This is a genomic window from Achromobacter marplatensis (assembly GCF_049060505.1).
GTDB classification, from domain to species: domain Bacteria; phylum Pseudomonadota; class Gammaproteobacteria; order Burkholderiales; family Burkholderiaceae_B; genus Achromobacter; species Achromobacter marplatensis_A.
The window spans coordinates 59856-75886 of record NZ_JBMGRB010000009.1 but is presented as its reverse complement, the minus strand read 5'-3'; the positions used below and the strand labels follow the sequence as shown (position 1 = coordinate 75886).

Annotated in this window: 16 protein-coding genes; 5 read left to right on the top strand and 11 right to left on the bottom strand. The window is 61.0% G+C overall.

Annotation, left to right across the window (positions count from 1 at the left end; translation table 11 throughout):
- Positions 1-36: 36 nt before the first annotated feature.
- A complete protein-coding gene (locus ACI0FO_RS21575; RefSeq protein ID WP_416029990.1) occupies positions 37-654 on the bottom strand; it encodes a TetR/AcrR family transcriptional regulator in 618 nt (205 codons plus the stop codon).
- Positions 655-752: 98 nt separating this feature from the next.
- Between ACI0FO_RS21575 and ACI0FO_RS21570 the strand changes: the two genes are divergently transcribed.
- A complete protein-coding gene (locus ACI0FO_RS21570) occupies positions 753-1874 on the top strand; it encodes an MBL fold metallo-hydrolase (RefSeq protein ID WP_416029989.1) in 1122 nt (373 codons plus the stop codon).
- A gap of 7 nt (positions 1875-1881) precedes the next feature.
- On the opposite strand, the gene ACI0FO_RS21565 is transcribed toward ACI0FO_RS21570, so the two are convergent.
- Together ACI0FO_RS21565 and ACI0FO_RS21560 are read right to left on the bottom strand one after the other, a co-directional pair.
- Entirely contained in the window at positions 1882-2115 is a 234-nt protein-coding gene (locus tag ACI0FO_RS21565) for a tautomerase family protein (protein ID WP_416029988.1), read from the bottom strand.
- Positions 2116-2160: 45 nt separating this feature from the next.
- Positions 2161-2871: an SDR family NAD(P)-dependent oxidoreductase gene (locus ACI0FO_RS21560; RefSeq protein ID WP_416029986.1), complete on the bottom strand. Its 711-nt coding sequence runs from the start codon at positions 2869-2871 to the stop codon at positions 2161-2163.
- Positions 2872-2953: 82 nt separating this feature from the next.
- Here ACI0FO_RS21560 and ACI0FO_RS21555 point away from each other — a divergent pair, with 82 nt between their 5' ends.
- Positions 2954-3841, top strand: a complete 888-nt coding sequence (locus ACI0FO_RS21555; protein WP_416029984.1) for a LysR family transcriptional regulator — start codon at positions 2954-2956, stop codon at positions 3839-3841.
- Here ACI0FO_RS21555 and ACI0FO_RS21550 read toward each other — a convergent pair.
- The 5 genes from ACI0FO_RS21550 to ACI0FO_RS21530 all read right to left on the bottom strand — a co-directional run bounded on the left by ACI0FO_RS21550 (position 3838) and on the right by ACI0FO_RS21530 (position 8667).
- A complete protein-coding gene (locus tag ACI0FO_RS21550) occupies positions 3838-4854 on the bottom strand; it encodes an SAM-dependent methyltransferase (protein WP_416029982.1) in 1017 nt (338 codons plus the stop codon). The two genes, ACI0FO_RS21555 and ACI0FO_RS21550, sit on opposite strands and share 4 nt — an antisense overlap.
- 6 nt (positions 4855-4860) lie before the next feature.
- Complete coding sequence (locus tag ACI0FO_RS21545; RefSeq protein ID WP_416029980.1) at positions 4861-5508, bottom strand: TetR/AcrR family transcriptional regulator; 648 nt, start codon at positions 5506-5508, stop codon at positions 4861-4863.
- A 104-nt stretch (positions 5509-5612) separates the two neighbouring features.
- Positions 5613-6824 carry a hypothetical protein gene (locus tag ACI0FO_RS21540; protein WP_416029979.1) on the bottom strand — a complete coding sequence of 404 codons (1212 nt, stop codon included), beginning with the start codon at positions 6822-6824 and terminating at the stop codon, positions 5613-5615.
- On the bottom strand, positions 6796-7725 hold the full coding sequence (locus tag ACI0FO_RS21535; protein ID WP_416029977.1) for a methylenetetrahydrofolate reductase: 930 nt from the start codon (positions 7723-7725) through the stop codon (positions 6796-6798). The genes ACI0FO_RS21540 and ACI0FO_RS21535 overlap by 29 nt, the downstream gene beginning before the upstream one ends.
- Positions 7726-7749: 24 nt before the next feature.
- Positions 7750-8667: a LysR family transcriptional regulator gene (locus ACI0FO_RS21530; RefSeq protein WP_416029975.1), complete on the bottom strand. Its 918-nt coding sequence runs from the start codon at positions 8665-8667 to the stop codon at positions 7750-7752.
- 143 nt (positions 8668-8810) lie between these two features.
- Here ACI0FO_RS21530 and msuE point away from each other — a divergent pair, with 143 nt between their 5' ends.
- From msuE to ACI0FO_RS21515, 3 genes are all read left to right on the top strand, one after another.
- Entirely contained in the window at positions 8811-9392 is a 582-nt protein-coding gene (msuE, locus tag ACI0FO_RS21525; RefSeq protein ID WP_416029973.1) for an FMN reductase, read from the top strand.
- A gap of 97 nt (positions 9393-9489) precedes the next feature.
- Positions 9490-10473: a DUF1852 domain-containing protein gene (locus ACI0FO_RS21520; RefSeq protein ID WP_416029972.1), complete on the top strand. Its 984-nt coding sequence runs from the start codon at positions 9490-9492 to the stop codon at positions 10471-10473.
- A gap of 31 nt (positions 10474-10504) precedes the next feature.
- Complete coding sequence (locus ACI0FO_RS21515) at positions 10505-11533, top strand: methionine synthase (RefSeq protein ID WP_416029970.1); 1029 nt, start codon at positions 10505-10507, stop codon at positions 11531-11533.
- Positions 11534-11601: 68 nt separating this feature from the next.
- Here ACI0FO_RS21515 and ACI0FO_RS21510 read toward each other — a convergent pair whose 3' ends face one another.
- From ACI0FO_RS21510 to guaB, 3 genes are all read right to left on the bottom strand, one after another.
- Positions 11602-12585 carry a Bug family tripartite tricarboxylate transporter substrate binding protein gene (locus tag ACI0FO_RS21510; RefSeq protein ID WP_416029968.1) on the bottom strand — a complete coding sequence of 328 codons (984 nt, stop codon included), beginning with the start codon at positions 12583-12585 and terminating at the stop codon, positions 11602-11604.
- Between the two features lie 280 nt (positions 12586-12865).
- The gene (guaA, locus tag ACI0FO_RS21505; protein WP_416029966.1) at positions 12866-14458 is read right to left on the bottom strand and encodes a glutamine-hydrolyzing GMP synthase; all 1593 of its coding nucleotides are present in this window, start codon (positions 14456-14458) and stop codon (positions 12866-12868) included.
- 103 nt (positions 14459-14561) lie between these two features.
- Positions 14562-16022 carry an IMP dehydrogenase gene (gene guaB, locus ACI0FO_RS21500; RefSeq protein ID WP_006224233.1) on the bottom strand — a complete coding sequence of 487 codons (1461 nt, stop codon included), beginning with the start codon at positions 16020-16022 and terminating at the stop codon, positions 14562-14564.
- Positions 16023-16031 lie beyond the last annotated feature (9 nt).

Genomic DNA, 16031 nt, shown 5'->3' with positions numbered 1-16031 from the left:
GGCCTCCCGCATGACTCGCTGCGTGCGTAGCCCCCACTACTGCCCGCGCGCGTAGCAGCCCAGGAACATTGCCACCGCCGAATCCGCGACCCGCTTGCACTCTTCCGGGCCCAATGGCGGCTGCCCGAACGTGACCTGGGGCCAGAACGCGAAGCTCTTCACCAGGCCCTGCAGTTGATGACCGGCAAAGTCGGGATCCACCCCGATCAGACGCCCGTCTGCGATGGCGGCCTGGATCCAGACGGTTACGCCGCTTTCCTTTTCTCCCATGCGGCACACGATGCGCTGTGCCCGCTCGGGGGAATGAATGATCTCAGCCAACGCCACGCGCGCCAGATCAATGAAGCTCGGATCGCTCAGCAAATCCAGCTTCTGCTTCAGTAACTGCTTTAGCTGTTGATCCAACGGCAGGTCGGCGCGATAGGCCATATCGACGCTGTCGGCGCTGCTATCCCACAACTGCTCAAGCATCTGCCCGAATAGCGCGTCTTTGCTGGGGAAATGGTTGTAGACGGTGCGCTTGGACACCCCCGCAGCGGCGGCAATGCGGTCCATGCTGGTGGCTTCGTACCCGGCGGTGCGGAATTCATTGACCGCCGCGCGCATGATGGCCTCGCGCTTCCGATCGGTCAGGCGTTGTGACGGCGTCGACATGGGGCGGCCCAAGACAAAGAAAGCTCATTTTACACCGCACGGTGTACTTTCCATGAAAACGAAACTACACTGTGCAGTCTACATTTTTGATGGCTTCCATGAAGCGTCTTCGCGTCTTTGCCCTTGCCCTCCTTCTGCTTGGAATTCTTGCCGTGACCGCCACTACCGCCTACGTCCATTGCACGCCACCCAGCTATCCGGAATCGCCCCAGCACCGTGATGGGCGCTTCACCAATGTATCGCCGCGCCCGCCCATGGGCTTTTGGCAGGGACTGAAACTGACCTGGGCTTTCCTGTTCGACAAGCCGACCGGCACCGTTCCCGATCAGCCGATTCCGGTGCGCGCCCTGGATCGCGCCCAACTTGAAGCCGCGCCCGACCGCAGCCTGTATCGCCTTGGCCATTCCACCGTGCTTTTGAAGCTACGCGGCAAGTACTGGCTGACCGATCCCGTCTTCTCCAAGCGAGCCTCACCCGTGCAATGGGCGGGCCCGGCACGCTTTCATGCGCCCCCCATCGCCATCGAAGATCTGCCGCCCATTGCGGGGATCATCTTGTCCCATAACCACTACGATCACCTTGACCATGCCGCCGTCATGCAACTGGCGGGCAAGACCGGCCGCTTCATCACGCCGCTGGGCGTGGGCGACCAATTGATCGCTTGGGGAATCGATGCGAAACAAGTGGAACAACTGGACTGGTGGCAGTCGACCGAGGTCGAGGGATTGCGGCTGACGGCTACCCCCGCCCAGCACTTCTCCGGGCGCGGCTTGACCGACAGCGACCGCAGCCTGTGGGCGTCATGGGTGATCCAAGACGCGGATCTGCGCGTATTCTTCAGCGGCGATACCGGCTATTTCGACGGCTTCAAGGCCATCGGCGACGCCTTCGGCCCGTTCGATCTGACCCTGATGGAAACCGGCGCCTACGACAAGCGCTGGGCCTACGTGCATATGCAGCCGGAACAGACGCTACAAGCCCATTTGGATTTGCGCGGCCGCTGGTTGCTGCCCATACATAACGGGACGTTCGACCTGGCGATGCATGCCTGGCAGGAACCCTTCGAACGCGTCGCGGAACTGGCTTCTTTGAAAAGCGTGGCGTTGACGACGCCCGAAATGGGCGAGCGCGTGGACTTGAACATGCCCCACGCGGGCAAGGCATGGTGGCGGAAACCGCAGCGCGAAACGATTTCCGCGGTTGCCGCGGCCGCTCGGTAAAGCGCGCTTAATCGGGCTTAGCGTGCTTTGCCCGATATTCAGGCACGGTGACGCCGCCAACGCCCCAGTTCTCCATGTCGACCTCGTCAATAACGACAAAGGTTGACGCATGCGGCTTTCCCAGGACTTCAAAAAGCAGGTCGCTGACGCCTTTGATCAGCGCCCGCTTCTGCTCCGGCGTGGTCGCCGTTGCACCCGGTTCCGTTCCTTCTCGCGTGACTTTGATGTTTACGTAAGGCATCTCAATGCTCCATTCCTGGCCTGCGCCATGGGGTTGACTTGCCGATCAGACGCCAGCCACCTGGCCGCCGTCAACATGCAGGATCTCGCCCGTCACGAAACCGGCGTCCTCCAGATAGAGTACCGCCTGTGTCACATCGGCGACCTCGCCCAATCGCTTCATGGGGTGCAATGCGGCCAACGCGCCATGCGTTTCCGGGGCGTGCATGGGCGTCTTGATGATGCCCGGCGACACTGCGTTCACGCGGATATTGCGAGACGCATATTCGATCGCCAAACTGCGCGTTGCGGCCGCCAGGCCACCCTTGGTCAGTGATGCCAAAACCGATGGCACGTTGGAATTCGCCTGATCCACCAATGTCGTGGTGATCTGCACGATATGACCGCCCCCCTGCTTAAGCATGGCCTCGACCGCATGCTGCGTCGTATGGAAGAACCCAGTCAGGTTGGTGGACACCATGTCCTGATACTGCTGCCCGGTGTAGTTCGTGAATTCACTGGCAATAAAAATGCCCGCATTGTTGATCAGCGTGTCCACGCGCCCGAAGCGGGCCAGCGCCTGCGCGACCACCTCCCTTCCCGTCGCCGGATCGCCGATGTCGCCCGCGATGGTCAGGTAGTCGGGATGGTCCGACGGCTTGATCGACCGGGACGTTCCGACAACCCGGTACCCACGGTTGAGAAATGCGCGGGCGATGCCCTCGCCCAGCCCCTGCGACGCGCCGGTGACAATGGCGACTTTTTGTTCACGGTTCATGGTGTTTTCCTCACAAATCTGGTTGACGTGCCATGAACATTAGGCGCATCGTCGCTGATCGAAAATCCGCTATTCTTCATCAATGGCTGATAAAAAACGCACAGAGCCCGACTGGCAGGACATCCGCGTATTTCTTGCGCTGGGCCGCTACGGCAGCCTTTCCGCCGCGGCGCGGGCGCTATCAACCAACCACTCGACGATCTCGCGCCGCCTGCAATCCCTGGAGGCAAGCCTGGGAGAAAAGCTGGTCGAACGACGGCCCGAGGGCTATGTACTGACTCCTGCGGGAACGCAGGCCATGGCGGCGGCCAGCGACATGGAGACCGCCGTCCATACCCTGGGAAGAGGCAGCCCGGACGGCACGCCGCGCGGCCTGGTTCGGGTCAATGCGCCGCCTGCGCTGTCGCAGGGATTCCTGGTGGGCAGGCTGGCCAAACTGCCGCTGCGGCATCCCGGCATCGACATCGACCTGGCCACCGATCTGCGCTCGGTCAGCCTTGAGCGGCACGTCACCGACATCGCGGTACGCTTGGGCCGCCCCCAAGACGGCGATTTCATTGCAAAGCCGTTGGGGCAAATGGCGTTCGGTTTCTACGGCGAGCCAACGCTTGGCAAACGGATAGAAGAAGGCGCCGCGCCGGTGTTCGTAGGGTTTGACGAAGCCAACGCGTATCTGCCAGAAGCAGCGTGGCTGGCGCGGCATTTTCCGAAATCCCGCGTGGCCTTCCGCGCCAACAATCAAGTGGCGCAAGCCACGGCCGCCCAATCGGGCGTTGGCATTGCGCTGCTGCCGCACTATATCGGCCGCACAACGCCCGGCCTTGCGCCCTGCAAACTGGAACAAGCCCCGCCACCGCGCGAGATCATGCTGCTGACTCGGCGGCAGGACCGCAAGGACCTCCCGATCCGCGCCGTCGTCGACTACCTGATCCAGGTGTTCGATGACGAGCGGGCGTTGTTCGAGGCCTAAGCCCGGACTGCGGCGCGAAAAGCGAAAAAGCGGTCACCCGGAATCAGCCGCATCGTTTCCACGTTGGAATAGCCGGCTTCGCGCAGTTGTTGCTGCATTTCATCAACGCCCGGCAGCCGCCCGCCGTGCCGATTAGAGGCGCCCCACAGATTCAACGCCTCCATGCCGGGATTACCGCCCTGGCAGCAGGTCGCCAACAGCAACGTCCCGTGTGGCGTGAGCAATTGCCTGATCTTGGCCAGAAGCGCCACGCGCTCATCGACGGGGAAATAATAGATATTGTTGTACAACGTGATCCAGTCAAAGGCCCGCCCCGCTTCCAGGTGGCGGATATCGCCCGTGGCAATGGTGACGCGGTCTTGCAGCCCCCATGCCGTGATGTTCGCTTCGGCAAGCTGCGCAACCCGGGGCTGCAATTCCAGCCCCGTCGCCGTTAATCGCGGGTTGTGCCGGGCAGCATACCGAATGTAGACCGCCGAACCGCATCCGACTTCCAGCAGGCTGCACGGCACATTTTTCGGCATGAACCGCGTGATGGCTTCGACCAAAAACGGCTCTAGCGCGCGGGATGAACGGGCCGTCAATTCCCCGTCCTGGTTGTCCAAGTCCCAGAGTTCGCCGTCGCGTAGCTTTGCGGGCGTTTCGGTGATCAACCGGTGGTGCATGCTGGCCGCCTCTTGGGCCAACGCCAACGCGGCATCGTTCTCAGGCCGCGCCAATTTTCTGGCCAAGCGTTTCAGCGTGTAGCCATCGCGCCCTAGTTCCAACAGCCCTAACCGGCATCCCATCCGCAGCCAGGCCTGCAGGGCCTCGGCCGCTTTGCCGTCGGCGGCGCCAGCCCCGGCCAATTGCTGAAACGGGACAGGTCCTTTGGCGAGTTTGTCCATCAGCCCGGACGTTTTCAGCGCCGCCAGAAAGCTCAGTTTGTAGAACGGTTTGTAGAGCGCATTGGTGGCCAAGGCGGGAAAAAGTTGCCCGTTCCACAACATCTGCAATAGCGGTCTTAGCGACATGATCGATCAGGCCTTGGTCTTGGATGGACGGCGCCGCGCGGGCGGGTCCGCATGCGGCGGGAGGGCGGATGGCGCACGGCAGCCAGCCAGGAAAAAGGCGGCCGCCTGCTTGAGTTCATCCGGAAGCGAAACGTCGGCGTTGCCCAGCGCGTGCATCACGGCGCTGAGATACAGAAAATGCAGATAGCGCGCCAACTGAGGCGCTGGCGTGGTCGCGGAAATCTCTAGAGCGTCCTGCGCGTCGGCAATCAACCGTTCGTACACGGCAAGCATGTCGGAGCCGGACGCCGCGTCGTCGCTTTGTACCTGTTGGAATCGGTGCCTGAGATACGGCGCGATATAGACCCAGTGGCTTTGCCACCACTGCGCCGACGCCTGGAATATGCCCGTCAGCCGTTCTTGGAACGACGATAGCGTCATGACGTGGTGCAGCAACAGCGGGATGCCCTGCGCAAGCTGGGTGTCTACCCAATACGCCACGATCGCGTCCTTGTCCGCGAAATGGTTGTAAAGCGTACCCCGAGCGACGTCCGCCGCCGTCGAGATCTGATCCATAGTGGTGGCGTCATAGCCGCTCTGCTCGAACAGGCGGATTGCCGTCTGGGCCAGATGGTCGCGGGTTTGCTGCTGTTTGCGCAGAGATCGATCAGACATGACAGACGCGAATATTGAACATTGTTCAATATTAGACAATGTTCAATATCTGAGTCAAGATTTCCGGGATCGACCCCGGAGTGGAACCTGCAGTTTAGCGATGATCAGCGCGACGAACCAATTTGCAGCACGCTGAAGTTGCGCTGCATATAGCGCGTCATCACCTGCGACAGAATCGGATTACCCGCATTCTCTGCCTTGGGCGAAACCATGCTGACGACTGCGGCACATAGGCTGCCGGCCTGGACAGTACGCCCCGAGACCTTGGCTTCCACCACCCCAGCCATGCTTTCTTTCCACGCAGCGCCAATACCGTCGACGGCCTGCTTGGCGGTGGCGCAATCTGCGTAAGCCAGGGAAATCACGACTGCGGGCACGTTGTTGATCTGGGCGTCCGCAATGATGCCGGAGAAGTAAGGAGGAATACCGCGCCGGCTCGATTCCACCGCCGCCTGAAGATTCCGTTTCGCGGCTTCGATATCTTTGGGATTGGCGGGCAGCACCTTTGCCGGATCCACGCCTTCAAGACCCAAAACAGGGGATATGACCGCAGCCTGCACAATTTGGCCATGGTCGGAAGAAACGGCGTCCTTCAACCCTGCAACCGACGCACCAACGACGTCACTGTCCGCAACCGACGGCGAGGGTTTCGCCAGAAGTTTCATACCCGTTGGGGCTGCCGCTTGAACCAGCGCGGTATCCAAAGGCAGAACAAAGCTCGCCTTGCCCATCGTGCCTCTCCAAGGGTCTCTTGGATTGGCCTTTTTCATATCCATCTTATTGGCCTCGCCATTCGCGAGAACGCCTGGAACGTCGCCATCAACCGCCGAGAAATCGGCCTGCTTAAGATGATCAACCAACGTTCCCAAGGATTTCGAATCCTTCAATCCCCAATAGGTGATTGTGCCGGGCGTCTGGCCGAATGCAGCGAAATACAAAACGTCATCAAACGGGATTTTGGCGTTAGCCGACCATTGATCCAGACCGTACCCAATCGATTGAAGCGGGCTGATCCATTGCGCCATGGCCAATCTGCGCATGCCGTCCGCTGAAGGGCCGTTTTTCTCCAGCCCTCGCCACGCTTGCGTGTCCACAAAGAAAATCTGCATCGCTTCCGGCGCGGTCAGCACCGCCTGCGGTATCTGCTTCAAGGCATGCTGCAAGGATTGGGTGCTGTCTTGTGCGACGGCAGACGTCGCAAATCCGGTCATCAAGCAGAGAGCAAAAGCCTTTAAGCGCATCAGATTTTTTCCTTTTTTCTCAGGGAAGTGGCGGGACGATGGTACATCAATACAAATGATCAATCGCCTGATCACTGGGGCGCTCGGCGCGAGCGCGATACTGCGCTATCCATTTCACAGACTGTGCGATGCCTCCGAATGGAAAGAAATGCAGGCTTACTTTTCCATGGGCTTGCGTCAGTCCCGCGGCCAAGCGATCCACCAAAACATCCGGCCCGGCCGTGCCGAACAGCTTGCCGAGAGAGATGCCGTACTTGGACCACATTGAAGCGCATGCGCTAACGCCGCACAGCGCAGCATACCGAGCCAGCACCGCGATACCCGCGGGACCCGGCACCCCCACGCGCACGGGATGTTCAATGCCACGCTCGCGCAGCGTTTTCAACCACGCCAACACGATGTCGGCATCGAATCCAAATTGCGTGACAATCAAGGGCGTCATGCCGCGCCTGCCGATGCTTTGGCACTTACGTTCAAGCACATCCCACCGGTCGGCCGCGTTCATGACTGGATGGCCTTCCGGATGCCCTCCCACGCCCACAACCCGGATGCCCAAGCGTTCGAAAACGCCTGTTTCGATCAGCGAGGAACTGTCGGAAAACGGCCCCATCGGGGTCGACGGATCACCGGCGATCACGAAGCAGCGGTCAACGCCGGCCTCGGCGACCGCGCGCTTGACGAAGGATTCAAGCTCGGCAAGCGACGCGATACGGCGGGCGGAAAAGTGCGGCATCGGCACCAAGCCCAGCTCTCGCACGGCACGCGCCGCAGCCAATCGCGCGTCGTTGTCCTGGCCCGGCAGGTAGGGAATGGAAATGGTCGACCCCGGCAATATCCGCGGCGTCGCTGCGATCAGCGCCGGGATGTCCTTCGCGCTGACCTCCAACGAATAGGCGTCGGTAATGTGGCCGGGGGATTTGGGGGTGTTGGAATGAATCAAGGGCATCGCTGAAAGGCACGCCGAATGGCCCGGCAAGCGGGGTGCGTTCGACGATAGTGTTCATCCATTGGCGTCTTGCGCAACGGCAGTGGCGGTAGCTGAATGGCGGGCCAGTTCGATGAAGGCCCGCACGTAGTCGATGGCGGTGTCTGCCTCGCGTGCGCCAAGAAAGATCTGCTTCGCGATGCCACGCGCACCCAGCCGCACCGGCACGACGTCCATCCTGACCGCATACTCCTCGACCAGCCAGCGTGGCAGAGCGGCCACGCCGCGCCCGCTGGCTACCATTTGCACCATGATGTCGGTGGTTTCAATGGCTTTGTGGCGCTTGGGCGTGACACCGGCCGGCAGCAGAAACTGGTTATAGATGTCCAGGCGCTCGATGTCCACGGGATAGCTGATGAGCACTTCCTGATTCAGCTGCTGGGGCTTCACATACGCCGCCGTTGCCAGGGCATGGCCCCTGGCCACGACCAGCACCTGCTCGTAGTCGAACACGGGTTCGAACTTCAGCCCCGGCTTGAACAACGGGTCGGGCGTGACCAGCAAGTCGATCTCGTAACCGAAGAGCGCGCCGATCCCACCGAACTGGAACTTCTGCTTGACGTCCACATCCACGTCGGGCCAAGCGGCCAGATAAGGGGAAACCACCTTAAGCAGCCACTGGTAGCAAGGGTGGCATTCCATGCCGATACGCAGCGCGCCGCGCTCGCCCTGCGCGAACTGGCCCAGGCGCTCTTCGGCCAGGTCCAGCTGCGGCAGCACGCGGTTCGCCACCGCCAGCAGGTATTGGCCAGCCTGCGTCAGGCGCAGGCTTCGACCTTCCCGCAGCCAGACGTCGGTGCCCAGTTGCTGCTCCAGTTTCTTCATGCTGTGGCTCAGGGCAGATTGGGTCAGGTTCAGGACGCCCGCGGCGGCTGTCAACGACCCCTGCTTTTCTACCTGCTGGACGATGCTGAGGTGGATGCGTTCAAGCATTCAGATGAGTTCCGCTCATGGATTCGTGAAATAAAACCATTTTACTTCATCACTCCCCTACCCTAGTATGCGATGCCGGCTTGTTGCTGCACCTGCACAAAAGCAGATGCGGCACCGCGTAGAACCATTCATGTGAAGCAAAAATGACCCGTCCACTCCGTCTAGTTGCCGTTTCCGGCGGACTGCAACGCCCCTCCAAGTCTGCGGCCCTGGCCGAGCACCTGCTGGACCTGATCGCCGACGCGGTTCCCTGCGAACAACACCTGGTCGAACTGGGCCAGCTCGCCCCTCAATTTGCTGGCGCAGTTTGGCGCTCCCAATTGCCCGACACGGTGGAGCGGGAACTTGGCGTGGTCGAGCAAGCTGACATCCTGGTGGTGACAACGCCGGTCTATCGGGGCTCCTACACGGGGCTGTTCAAGCACTTCTTCGACTTTCTTCATCAGGACGCCTTGATCGACAAGCCCGTCTTGTTGGCGGCCACCGGCGGCAGCGAACGCCATGCCCTGATGATCGATCACCAATTGCGTCCGCTGTTCAGTTTCTTCCAGGCGCGCACATTGCCACTGGGCGTGTACGCGACCGACAAGGATTTTGCCGACTACCGCCTGCAGGACGAGGCCTTGATCGAGCGGGCCAGACTGGCGGTCCAACGGGCATTGCCCTTAATCGAACTGATGTGCCACCCAAGCATTGCCGCCGCAGAAGAAGCGGTAGCAGCCTGACGCAAAGCCAATTCAACCGCCGCCCGGAGCGGCGATAGCGTCCGTCGCCAAGCGGCAGCCGGACTTCGCATTTCTTTCGCCAAAATCAGCACACCCCATGAGCAACGCGTTCACATTCAACATCAAGAGCATTCCTTTTGATGAAAATTACCAGCCCTCCGACGGCACTCGCATAACCACCAACTTCGCCAATCTGGCGCGGGGCACGAGCCGCCAGGAGAATCTTCGCAACACGCTGAAGATGATCGACAGGCGCTTCAATAATCTGGCGCATTGGGACAACCCCAAGGCGGATCGCTACACGGTCGAACTAGAAATCATCTCCGTTGAAATGAACATCGCCGCCAACGGTGGCAGTGATCTGTTTCCGCTGATTGAAATCTTGAAGACCAATATCGTTGACCGCCACAACAACGAACGCATCGAAGGGATCGTCGGGAATAACTTCTCTTCGTACGTGCGCGACTACGACTTCAGCGTGCTTCTGCAAGAGCACAACAAGAACAAATCCACCTTCAGCTCGCCTGATGATTTCGGCGACTTGCACGGCAAGCTGTTCAAGCACTTTGTCGGTTCCAGCGCTTACAAAGCGCGGTTCAGCAAGCCGCCTGTCATCTGCATCAGCGCCTCAAGCAGCAAGACGTACCTGCGCACGGAAAACCAGCACCCCATCCTGGGCGTTGAATATCAGCAAAACGAATTCTCGCCGACGGACCAGTACTTCGGAAAAATGGGCTTGCAGGTCCGTTACTTCATGCCCCCGGGCAGCGCCGCGCCGTTGGCCTTTTACTTTCAGGGCGACCTGCTTGGCCACTACACGAACCTTGAGCTGATCAGCATCATCAGCACGATGGAAACGTTCCAGAAGATCTACCGTCCCGAGATCTACAACGCCAATTCCGCCGCGGGGAAGGTCTATCAACCGAGCCTGAATAATCAGGACTACTCGCTGACGCAGATTGTCTATGACCGCGATGAGCGCAGCCAGCTCGCCGTGAAGCAGGGAAAGTTCACGGAAGAGCACTTCATCAAGCCCTACAAGCAAGTGCTGGAAAGCTGGGCCGCCAGCTACGCGCACTAATCACTTAAAAAACACACGAGACCGCCTGATCATGAAAAAACTACTGCCCACCTCCACCGCCGGCAGCCTGCCCAAGCCCTCGTGGCTGGCACAGCCTGAAAAACTGTGGTCGCCTTGGAAACTGCAAGACGAAGAGCTCATCGAGGGCAAACAAGACGCCTTGCGCTTGGCGCTGCAAGAGCAACAGCACGCCGGCATCGATATCGTCAGCGACGGCGAGCAGACCCGTCAGCACTTTGTCACGACGTTCATCGAGCATCTCGACGGCGTCGATTTCGAAAAGCGCGAAACCGTTCGAATCCGTGATCGCTATGACGCCAGCGTGCCGACCGTGGTGGGCGCCGTCAGCCGCCAAAAACCGGTTTTCGTCGAAGACGCCAAGTTCCTGCGTCAGCAGACCAAGCAACCCATCAAATGGGCGCTGCCAGGTCCCATGACGATGATTGACACGCTGTACGACGCCCACTACAAAAGCCGCGAAAAGCTGGCCTGGGAATTCGCCAAGATCCTGAACCAGGAAGCCCGCGAACTGGAAGCCGCAGGCGTGGACATCATCCAATTCGATGAGCCCGCCTTCAACGTCTTCTTCGACGAAGTGAATGATTGGGGTATCGCCACCCTGGAACGCGCCATTGAAGGCCTTAAGTGTGAAACGGCCGTGCATATTTGCTATGGCTATGGCATCAAGGCCAACACCGACTGGAAGAAGACGCTGGGTTCGGAATGGCGTCAGTACGAGGAATCGTTCCCCAAGCTGCAACAATCTAGTATCGACATCATCTCGCTGGAATGCCACAACTCGCACGTGCCGATCGATCTGCTCGAACTGGTTCGCGGCAAGAAGGTGATGGTCGGCGCCATTGACGTGGCCAGCGACAAGGTTGAAACGCCGGAAGAAGTCGCCAACACGCTGCGGAAGGCGCTTAAGTTCGTGGATGCCGACAAGCTGTATCCGTGCACGAACTGCGGCATGGCGCCCCTGTCGCGCGCTATTGCTAAAGGCAAATTGCTGGCGCTGAGCGAAGGCGCGGAGATTGTTCGGAAGGAACTGTTGGGTTGATGCACCATGGAGTCAGACTGCATTTTTGCGCTGGCATCGGCGAAATTGCAGTCTGACTCCTTATTTCTCTACTGTTCCTTCAGCCCCAACGACTTTATCAATGGGGCGAACAATTTCTTCTCGTCCTGCACACGTGCGGTGTAGTCGGCCACGCTTAGCGGTAGCGCCTCGGCGCCGGCGTCCAGGAACCGCGCCTTGATCTCCGGCCGAGCCAGTACCTTATTGATTTCGCCGTTCATGCGATCGACCACATCGTCGCGGGTGCCAGCGGCGGCATACACGCCGAACAGGCTGTCCGCGAAAACGCCGTCAATGCCGGCCTCAGAAAAGGTTCGTATGTCGGGCGCCACGGCAGCCCGTTGCCGGCTTGCCACCGCCAGCACCTTCAGCTTGCCCGCTTGCACCATGGGAAAGACCGTGGCCGGTCCAAACGCAAAGTCAATCTGACCCGCGGCCAGGTCTTGTATCGCCGGCGCCACGCCGCGATAGGGCGCGTGGGTGGCCTGCATGCCGGTAGCCTGCTTGAGCAGCTCGCCAGCCAGATGCGGCGTCGTGCCATTGCCGGCTGAACCGTAGTTGAGCGGATTGGGCTGCTTGCGCGCGTATTCGACGAACGCTTCGAGCGTATCGACGCCCAGCGAGGACCGGACGAACAGGAACAACTGGCTGTTGGCCAACAAGGCGACCGGCCGCAGATCCCGCTGCGGATCGAACGGCATGCTGGCGAACATCAGCGGGTTGACCGATTCGGTGGTCGATGGATTGAGCAAGAAGGTGTGGTTGTCTCCGCCGTTGCGCACGACCTCGGCGCCCGCCAGGTTGCCCCCCGCGCCGCCCCGATTCTCCACGATAACGGTCTGCTTCAAGGCCTCGGCCAAATGCGGCTGTACCGTGCGTGCCAGCACGTCGACCAGCCCGCCAGGGGCCAACCCCACGACCAGGCGCACCGGCTTGGTGGGCCACGCCTGAGGCGCCGTTTGCGCTTGGCTGCCCGTCGCCCAACCAGCCAGCGCCAGCATCATCATGGCCAGGCAATGTCTACGCAGCAGCATGCGATTCTCCTTTGGGGCGCCACCGCGCGATCCTGCGTACGGTGCGTCAGGTGCCGCACCCCGGTGAACCGCCTTGATGCCTCATCACGGCGGTGCCCTGCATCTGGCGCTTATTCTTCACAAAAGTTTAAGCATAAAGAATCCCGGATAACCCTAGTTTGCTGGCGACGAGCAAGTGCGGCTTAGCGAGATTGCTTTAGTGCGGACAAAAAAAACGGGAGGGCTCGAATTCGAGCCTCCCGTTCTTACTGCAGTCGCTAGCGGTAGCCCCCGAAGGGCGTTATTCCCACTCAATCGTCGCCGGCGGCTTGCTCGAGACGTCATAAACCACGCGGTTAATCCCGCGCACTTCATTAATGATCCGCGAAGAAACCCGAGCCAGCAGCGGGTGCGGCAGCGGCGCCCAATCGGCCGTCATGAAGTCAAACGTCTGCACGGCACGCAGCGCCACAACGTACTCATAAGTACGCCCATCGCCCATCACGCCCACCGACTTCACCGGCAGGAACACGGCGAACGCTTGCGACGTCAGCTCGTACCACGTCAGACCGCTGGCCTCGTCCTTGGTATTCCGCAGTTCTTCAATGAAGATCGCATCGGCACGGCGCAGCAGTTCGGCATATTCATGCTTCACTTCGCCCAGGATCCGCACGCCCAGACCCGGACCCGGGAACGGGTGGCGGTAGACCATCTGCGGCGGCAGGCCCAGGGCCACGCCCAGTTCGCGGACTTCGTCCTTGAACAGTTCGCGCAGGGGTTCCAGCAGCTGCAGGTTCAGCGTGTCCGGCAAGCCGCCTACGTTGTGGTGCGACTTGATCGACGTGGCCTTGCCCGTCTTGGCGCCAGCGGATTCGATAACGTCGGGGTAGATCGTGCCCTGGGCCAGCCACTTGGCGCTTTGCTGCTTGCCGGCTTGTTCCTGGAACACTTCCACGAATTCGCGGCCGATGATCTTGCGCTTGGCTTCCGGGTCGGCAACGCCGGCCAGCTTGCCCATGAATTGCGCGGTGGCATCGACGTGAATGATCTTCACGCCCATGTTTTCAGCGAAGGTCTGCATCACCTGCTTGCCTTCGTCCAGGCGCAACAGGCCGTGGTCGACGAAGACGCAAGTGAGCTGGTCGCCGATGGCCTTGTGGATCAGCGCCGCGGCAACGGACGAATCCACGCCGCCGGACAGGCCCAGGATGACTTCGTCGGTGCCGACTTGCTCGCGGATGCGGGCAACGGCCTCGGAGACGTAGTCGGGCATGTTCCAGTCGCCCTGGCATTCGCAGATCTCGTTCACGAAGCGGGCCAGCATGGCCTTGCCTTGAACGGTGTGCGTGACTTCGGGGTGGAACTGAACGGCGTAGAAGCGGCGGTCTTCGTCGGCCATGCCGGCGATGGGACACGACGGCGTGGAGGCCATCAGCTTGAAGCCCGGGGGCAGCTCGGTGACCTTGTCGCCGTGGCTCATCCAGACCTTCAGCATGCCGTGGCCTTCAGGCGTGTCGAAGTCTGCCAGGCCTTCCAGCAGCTTGGTGTGGCCGTGGGCGCGGACTTCGGCATAGCCGAATTCGCGGTGGTCCGAGAAGCTGACCACGCCGCCCAGTTGCTGCGCCATGGACTGCATGCCGTAGCAAATGCCCAGCACGGGCACGCCCAGCTCGAACACGGCGTGCGGCACGCGCATGGAGCCTTCTTCGTAGGCGGAAGCGTGGCTGCCGGACAGGATGATGCCCTTCAGGCCTTGCGCCATCTGTTCACGCACGAAGGCGTCGTCGACGTCGCCGGGGTGGACTTCAGAATAGACGCCGGCTTCGCGCACGCGGCGGGCGATCAGCTGGGTGACTTGCGAACCGTAGTCAAGAATGAGGATGCGCTGGTGCATGGAGACTCTACCCGTTGGAAATAAAACCGCACCGGCAGAACCGCTACAAGATTTTGCGATTCTGCCGGTGCGTAATGCATGACATTGTAGTTGACTGTGTGGATCAGTCGGCGCGGTAGTTGGGCGCTTCCTTGGTGATCTGCACGTCGTGTACGTGGGACTCGCGCACGCCGGCGGAGGTGATCTCCACGAATTCGGCCTTGGTGCGCATGTCGTCGATGGTGGCGGCGCCGCAATAGCCCATCGACGCGCGAATGCCACCGACCAGCTGGAAGATGATGGCCAGCACGCTGCCCTTGTAGGGGACGCGGCCTTCGATGCCTTCCGGAACCAGCTTGTCGGCGTTGTTGGACGGATCCTGGAAGTAGCGGTCGGCGGAGCCGTCCGTCATGGCGCCCAGGCTGCCCATGCCTCGGTACGACTTGTACGAGCGGCCCTGGAACAACACGACTTCGCCCGGCGCTTCTTCCGTGCCGGCGAACATGCCGCCCATCATGCAGGCGAATGCGCCGGCGGCCAGCGCCTTGGCGACGTCGCCCGAGTAGCGGATGCCACCGTCGGCGATCAGCGGAACGCCCGTGCCTTCCAGCGCCTTGGCGACTTCGGAGATGGCATGGATCTGCGGCACGCCCACACCCGCGACGATACGCGTGGTGCAGATGGAGCCGGGGCCGATACCGACCTTCACGCCGTCGGCGCCGTACTCGACCAGCGCGCGCGCGGCGGCGGCGGTGGCGATGTTGCCGCCGATGACTTCAACCTTGGGGTAGTTCTGCTTGACCCAGCGCACGCCTTCCAGCACGCCCTTGGAGTGGCCGTGGGCCGTGTCGACGATCAGGACGTCGACGCCTGCCGCAACCAGCTTTTCCACGCGCTCTTCGGTGCCGGCGCCCACGCCCACCGCTGCGCCAACGCGCAACTGGCCTTGGCCGTCTTTGCTGGCCATCGGGTGTTCGGTGTTCTTGACGATGTCCTTGACGGTGGCCAGGCCACGCAGTTCAAAGCCGTCGTTCACGATCAGCACGCGTTCCAGACGGTGCTTGTGCATCAGGGCCTGCGCTTCGTCCAGCGTGGCGCCTTCCTTCATGGTGACCAGGCGTTCCTGCGGCGTCATGATGTTGCGCAGGGGCTGATCCAGGTTTTCTTCAAAACGCAGATCGCGGTTGGTCACGATGCCGACCAGCTTGCGGCCTTCGACCACCGGCAGGCCCGAGATGCCATGCTGGCGCTGCAACGCAATGGCGTCGCGCACTTTCATCTGGGGGGTGACGGTGACCGGATCGATCACGATGCCGAATTCGTGGCGCTTGACGCGAGCCACTTCACGGGCTTGGGCATCGGCGGACAAATTCTTGTGAATGATCCCGATGCCGCCCTCTTGCGCCATGGCGATGGCCAGACGCGATTCGGTAACGGTGTCCATGGCGGCGGACACAAGCGGGATATTCAGGCTGATATTGCGAGTCAGGCGCGTGGCCAGGGAGGTGTCGCGCGGCAACACCTCGGAATACGCAGGCACCAACAACACATCGTCGAAGGTGAGCGCTTTTTGAACGAGACGCATGGGTAACTC

Bases quoted from the DNA above. Each gene is read 5' to 3' on its own strand.
- ACI0FO_RS21575 (WP_416029990.1), bottom strand. From the start codon at position 654: ATGTCGACGCCGTCACAACGCCTGACCGATCGGAAGCGCGAGGCCATC.
- ACI0FO_RS21570 (WP_416029989.1), top strand. From the start codon at position 753: ATGAAGCGTCTTCGCGTCTTTGCCCTTGCCCTCCTTCTGCTTGGAATT.
- ACI0FO_RS21565 (WP_416029988.1), bottom strand. From the start codon at position 2,115: ATGCCTTACGTAAACATCAAAGTCACGCGAGAAGGAACGGAACCGGGT.
- ACI0FO_RS21560 (WP_416029986.1), bottom strand. From the start codon at position 2,871: ATGAACCGTGAACAAAAAGTCGCCATTGTCACCGGCGCGTCGCAGGGG.
- ACI0FO_RS21555 (WP_416029984.1), top strand. From the start codon at position 2,954: ATGGCTGATAAAAAACGCACAGAGCCCGACTGGCAGGACATCCGCGTA.
- ACI0FO_RS21550 (WP_416029982.1), bottom strand. From the start codon at position 4,854: ATGTCGCTAAGACCGCTATTGCAGATGTTGTGGAACGGGCAACTTTTT.
- ACI0FO_RS21545 (WP_416029980.1), bottom strand. From the start codon at position 5,508: ATGTCTGATCGATCTCTGCGCAAACAGCAGCAAACCCGCGACCATCTG.
- ACI0FO_RS21530 (WP_416029975.1), bottom strand. From the start codon at position 8,667: ATGCTTGAACGCATCCACCTCAGCATCGTCCAGCAGGTAGAAAAGCAG.
- msuE (WP_416029973.1), top strand. From the start codon at position 8,811: ATGACCCGTCCACTCCGTCTAGTTGCCGTTTCCGGCGGACTGCAACGC.
- ACI0FO_RS21520 (WP_416029972.1), top strand. From the start codon at position 9,490: ATGAGCAACGCGTTCACATTCAACATCAAGAGCATTCCTTTTGATGAA.
- ACI0FO_RS21515 (WP_416029970.1), top strand. From the start codon at position 10,505: ATGAAAAAACTACTGCCCACCTCCACCGCCGGCAGCCTGCCCAAGCCC.
- ACI0FO_RS21510 (WP_416029968.1), bottom strand. From the start codon at position 12,585: ATGCTGCTGCGTAGACATTGCCTGGCCATGATGATGCTGGCGCTGGCT.
- guaA (WP_416029966.1), bottom strand. From the start codon at position 14,458: ATGCACCAGCGCATCCTCATTCTTGACTACGGTTCGCAAGTCACCCAG.
- guaB (WP_006224233.1), bottom strand. From the start codon at position 16,022: ATGCGTCTCGTTCAAAAAGCGCTCACCTTCGACGATGTGTTGTTGGTG.